At 41.7% G+C, this 5,767-nt stretch carries 3 protein-coding genes; all 3 read right to left on the reverse strand.

The genetic code is table 11. From position 1 onward, the window contains the following. Nucleotides 1-35: 35 nt before the first annotated feature. The 3 genes from QNK26_RS07240 to acnD are packed head-to-tail and all read right to left on the reverse strand — an operon-like array spanning nt 36 to nt 5,764. Complete coding sequence (locus QNK26_RS07240; protein ID WP_319221868.1) at nt 36-1,919, reverse strand: propionyl-CoA synthetase; 1,884 nt, start codon at nt 1,917-1,919, stop codon at nt 36-38. Between the two features lie 30 nt (nt 1,920-1,949). Then, nucleotides 1,950-3,155, reverse strand: coding sequence for a 2-methylaconitate cis-trans isomerase PrpF (gene prpF, locus QNK26_RS07245; RefSeq protein WP_319221869.1), 1,206 nt, complete (start codon nt 3,153-3,155; stop codon nt 1,950-1,952). Continuing rightward, a complete protein-coding gene (gene acnD / locus QNK26_RS07250; RefSeq protein WP_319221870.1) occupies nt 3,152-5,764 on the reverse strand; it encodes a Fe/S-dependent 2-methylisocitrate dehydratase AcnD in 2,613 nt (870 codons plus the stop codon). The genes prpF and acnD overlap by 4 nt, the downstream gene beginning before the upstream one ends. Nucleotides 5,765-5,767 lie beyond the last annotated feature (3 nt).

Here is a 5,767-nt window from a genome sequence, read left to right on the forward strand (position 1 = left end):
GGTATATTTACTCAATAACTTTATAACTAAGTTAATTAATGCGCCTGAAATGCGTTTTCTATTTCAGTTAAACTACTCGGATCATCAATGGTTGATGGAGTGACATATTGCTCTCCATCCGTCACTTGTTTAATGGTTCTACGTAATACTTTACCGGAGCGTGTTTTAGGTAAACGATTAACAATAATGACATTTTTAAAACTAGCAACCGCGCCAATTTCATCACGTACTTTTTGTAATAATTCCTTCTCAACATTACCGTCGACAGAATAATGACCATCTTTTAATACCACGAAGCCAAACGGGATCTGACCTTTTAGTTCATCGTGTGCACCAATTACGGCGCATTCAGCTACATCATTGTGCGCGCCTAATATCTCTTCCATTTCACCAGTTGATAAGCGATGACCTGCGACATTAATAACATCGTCGATGCGACCCATTACAAATAGGTAGCCATCTTCATCCATATAACCGCCATCGCCAGAAACGTAATAACCTGGAAATTGGCTTAAATATCCACTTTGGAAGCGGTCATGATTTCGCCATACTGTTGCCAAACAACTCGGTGGTAGTGGGAGTTTGATAACGATAAATCCTTGTGTATTTGGCGCAACAGGTAAACCTACTTCATCTAATATTTGCACATCAAATCCAGGTGTTGGTTTAGTCGATGAACCAGGCTTTAATGGAAATTTCTGTAGGCCTAATGGATTACCTGAAATAGCCCAACCAGTTTCAGTCTGCCACCAATGATCGACAACAGGACGCTGAGTTTTTTCTTCAACCCATTCAAGTGTTGGTGGATCAAGGCGCTCACCGGCCATGAAAATGGTACGTAATGCTGGCATTGGGTATTGCTTTATCAATTCACCTTCAGGATCTTCTTTTCTGATTGCTCTAAATGCAGTAGGAGCTGAAAATAATATATTTACATCATACTCTTGGCATACGCGCCAGAAAGCAGCCGGATCCGGTGTTCTTACTGGTTTCCCCTCAAATAATATAGTGCTACAACCTTGTATAAGCGGCGCGTAAACAATATAAGAGTGCCCAACAACCCAGCCAACATCTGAAGCTGCCCAATATACATCGCCAGGTTTGGCATCGTAGATAACAGACATGCTGTATTTCATTGCAACTGCGTGACCACCATTTTCACGGACTACGCCTTTGGGTTTTCCTGTTGTCCCAGAGGTATAAAGTATATATAAGGGATCCGTCGCTTTAACCGGCACACAGTCATGCGGAGAAGAGGTCGCAAGTTGCTGAGACCAATTAACATCACGACTATCATTTAATTCAGCAGGGCACTCGTCACGTTGAAAAACAATGACTTTTTCTGGTTTCCAACGACTATCCATAATCGCTTTGTTGACCATTGGCATATAAGGAATTATTTTTTTAATTTCGATACCACAAGATGCCGCCATAATCACTTTAGGCTCTGCATCTTCAATTCTGATGGCTAATTCATTTGCTGCAAAACCGCCAAATACGACTGAATGTACTGCACCTAAACGAGCGCATGCTAACATTGCCATTACCGCTTCCGGGATCATTGGCATGTAAATAATAACCCGATCACCTTTAACAACACCTAGGTCAGCTAACATGCCAGCAGTGCGTGCAACCTGATTAGTTAACTGCTTATAGGTATATTGCTGTTTTTTTCCGGTAACGGGAGAGTCATAGATAAGCGCTGTTTGCTCAGCTCTACCATTTAAAACATGGTAATCTAATGCTAAATAACAGGTATTTAATTCGCCATCTGCAAACCAGCGATCTATTCCATTTTCATCTTTGTGTAAGATATTTTGCGGCGATTTATACCATTCAATCGCTTTCGCTTGTTCTTGCCAGAATGCTTCGGGATTATTTTTTGCTTGCTCAAATTCAGTTTGGTATGCAGACATCATAATTTTCCTTATATTACATCTTTAAATTATTTACACTTCTATTGCAGGCACACGCACCCAGCCTTCCATTAAAATACGCGCACTGCGACTCATTATTGCTTTATCAACTAGCCATTGGTCGTCTACCTGGCTAACTTGTGCACCCACTTTTAAGGTCCCTGATGGATGACCAAAATTAATAGTTTGATGATTGCCTCCACCCGCTGCGTTATTAACCAAGGTTCCTGGTATCGCAGCTGCTGTAGCAATCGCAACGGCTGCTGTGCCCATCATTGCGTGGTGTAATTTACCCATAGATAAAGCACGTACATTAAAGTTGATTTGCTGTTTTGTGATCGCTTTACCACTGGATGAAATATAATCTTGAGCGGGACTAACAAAAGCAATTTTAGGGATATGTTGTTGTGTAATGGATTGGTCAATATGTTCTATTAATCCCATTTTGACGGCTGCAAAGGCACGAATCGCTTCGAATTTTTGAAGTGCTTGTGAATCCGAATTAATGACTTCTTGTCCTTCAGTACCAATATAACCAAGCTCATTTGCGTTTAAAAACACAGTGGCGATACCTGCGTTGATCATGGTGACATTAAAGGTGCCAATACCCGGTACATGTAACGCTTCGATAAGCTTTCCGGTCGGGAACATGGCATTTTTTGCATCAGAGGGATTGATAAACTCAATACTAATTTCAGCAGAGGGGAAAGTGACACCATCAAGCTCAAAGTCACCACACTCTTGTACTTCTCCATCATAAATAGGAACATGAGCAATAATTGTTTTATTAATATTAGCTTGCCATATACGTACAACTGCATGGCCATTAAAAGGAATTCGGTTGTTATCTATGAGTCCTTGATGGATAGCAAAAGCCCCAACTGCTGAAGATAAGTTGCCACAGTTACCACTCCAGTCTACAAAGGCTTTTTCAATTGACACTTGTCCGAACAAATAATCTACATCGTGGTCTGATTTATCACTCTTAGATACGATCACTGTTTTACTAGTACTTGAGGTTGCGCCGCCCATTCCATCTGTTTGTTTAGCATAGGGGTCGGGACTGCCGATAACACGCAACAATATAGCATCACGTGCTTTACCTGCTGTTTGTGCCTCTTCGGGCAAATCTTGCTGATTAAAAAACACGCCTTTGCTGGTGCCTCCTCGCATATAGGTTGCAGCGATTTTAATCTGTGGCTGATATTTAGATTGTTGCACTTCTGCTTTCACTGTCATGCTTCAACCCTTGTTTTTGATGATTCAAGAAAATCCTGTGCAAAGCGTTGTAAAATACCACCAGCTTCATAAATAGAAACTTCTTCTTCGGTATCTAAGCGACACTTAACTGCAACACTAAGCTGTTCACCATTTGCTCTCTCAATCTGTAGCGTTAATCTCGCACCCGGTGTTCGTTCGCCAACAACAGCAAAGGTTTCCGTTCCATCAATAGCGTAACTATTGCGATCCTCACCATTAATAAATTCAACCGGTAATACGCCCATACCGACCAGATTAGTACGATGAATTCGCTCAAACCCTTCTGCGACTATTACTTCTACGCCAGCCAAGCGAACCCCTTTAGCTGCCCAATCTCGCGATGAGCCCTGACCATAATCAGCACCGGCTACAATAATTAAAGGCTGTTTACGTTGCATGTAAACTTCAATGGCTTCCCACATTCGCATCACCTTGCCTTCGGGTTCAACACGTGCAAATGAGCCTTGCACAATGGCGGTATCTTGCTTAACCATTTCATTGAATAGTTTAGGATTGGCAAAGGTGGCACGTTGTGCAGTTAGGTGATCGCCTCTATGGGTTGCATAGGAATTAAAATCAACTTCAGGAAGGCCCATTTTATCGAGATATGCGCCAGCTGCGCTGTCTAACATAATGGCATTCGAAGGTGATAAATGATCCGTAGTGATATTGTCACCCAGTACTGCTAAAGGACGCATATTCTTAAGCTGACGTTCACCAGCTAACGCTCCTTCCCAGTAGGGGGGGCGGCGAATATAAGTACTTTGTGGTCGCCAATCATATAGTGGTTCAGTTGCTTTTAGTTCTGAACCATAATCGACTTTAATATCAAACATGGGTTCATAAACGGCTCTAAATTGTGCTGGTTTGACACTTTCATTGATAACGTCATCAATTTCAGCATCACTTGGCCAAACGTCTTTTAACTTAATATCGTTACCATCTTGATCGACACCCAATACACCTTTTTCAATATCAAAACGTATAGTACCCGCAATAGCATAGGCAACAACTAATGGGGGAGATGCAATAAAAGCTTGTTTTGCATAAGGGTGAATTCGTCCATCAAAGTTCCTATTGCCAGATAGAACCGCCGTCGTATAAAGATCACGTTCAATAATTTCTTGTTGGATAATCGGATCTAATGCACCGCTCATGCCGTTACAGGTGGTACAGGCAAAACCGACAATACCAAAACCAAGTTGTTCTAATTCGGTTAATAAGTTTGCTTCTTCTAGGTACAGTTGTACGGCTTTTGAACCCGGTGCTAAAGATGTTTTTACCCAAGGTTTACGCACTAATCCAAGTTGATTGGCATTTCTTGCTAATAACGCTGCGGCAATAACATTGCGCGGATTTGATGTATTAGTGCAACTAGTGATTGCTGCAATAATACAAGCTCCATCGGGCATTTTACCGGCTTCATTTTCAACTATGCCGGCAATGCCTTTACTGGCAAGTTCAGCTGTAGCGACGCGTCTATGTGGGTTAGAAGGGCCGGCAATATTTCTACCAACTGAAGATAGATCAAACTCAAGTACACGATTGTATTCTGCGGTTTTTAAATCATCAGCCCATAAACCCGTTTGTTTTGCGTAGGTCTCAACTAACTTAACCTGTTTTTCATCGCGGCCGGTAAGTGTTAAGTAATCGATGGTTTTTTGATCGATATAAAACATACCTGCTGATGCACCAAATTCAGGTGTCATATTAGATATAGTTGCGCGATCGCCTAATGTTAAAGCAGATGCACCTTCACCAAAAAACTCAAGGTAACAAGAAACAACTTTTTGCGCGCGTAAAAATTCAGTAATCGCTAATACAATATCTGTTGCAGTGATCCCTTCTTGACGTTTGCCAAATAGGTTAACCCCAACAATATCAGGTGTTCTCATATAAGAAGCACGGCCTAACATAACACTTTCGGCCTCTAAACCACCGACACCTACAGCGATCACTCCTAATGCGTCGACATGTGGCGTGTGGCTGTCTGTGCCGACTAATGTATCTGGAAAAGCAACGCCATCTAAACTGTGAATAACCGGAGACATTTTCTCTAAATTTATTTGATGCATAATGCCGTTACCAGGCTGGATCACATCAATATTTTTAAAGGCCGTTTTAGTCCAATTAATAAAATGAAAACGGTCGTCATTACGCCTATCTTCGATTGCACGATTTTTTTCAAATGCGTCTTTTTCAAAGCCCGCGTGTTCAACAGCCAGAGAGTGATCGACAATCAGTTGCGTTGGAACAACTGGATTTACTTGTGCTGGGTCGCCGCCTTTTGCTGCAATGGCATCACGTAAGCCCGCTAGGTCAACTAATGCTGTTTGTCCTAAAATATCATGACAAACAACACGTGCCGGAAACCAAGGGAAATCTAAATCTTGTCTACTTTCTATCAACTGATTAAGTGAGTCGAATAAATTATCAGCCGGACAACGACGCACTAAATTTTCAGCTAGTACACGAGATGTATAAGGTAACTTTTCATAGGCTCCCGCTTTAATTGCATTGACAGCTTCTCGGGTATCAAAATAGTCTAATGTCGTACCCGGTAGGGGTTTACGGTAATTCTCATTCATAAT

This window comes from Moritella sp., from assembly GCF_033791185.1.
Classification (GTDB): Bacteria; Pseudomonadota; Gammaproteobacteria; order Enterobacterales; family Moritellaceae; genus Moritella.

Bases quoted from the DNA above. Each gene is read 5' to 3' on its own strand.
- QNK26_RS07240 (WP_319221868.1), bottom strand. From the start codon at position 1,919: ATGATGTCTGCATACCAAACTGAATTTGAGCAAGCAAAAAATAATCCC.
- prpF (WP_319221869.1), bottom strand. From the start codon at position 3,155: ATGACAGTGAAAGCAGAAGTGCAACAATCTAAATATCAGCCACAGATT.
- acnD (WP_319221870.1), bottom strand. From the start codon at position 5,764: ATGAATGAGAATTACCGTAAACCCCTACCGGGTACGACATTAGACTAT.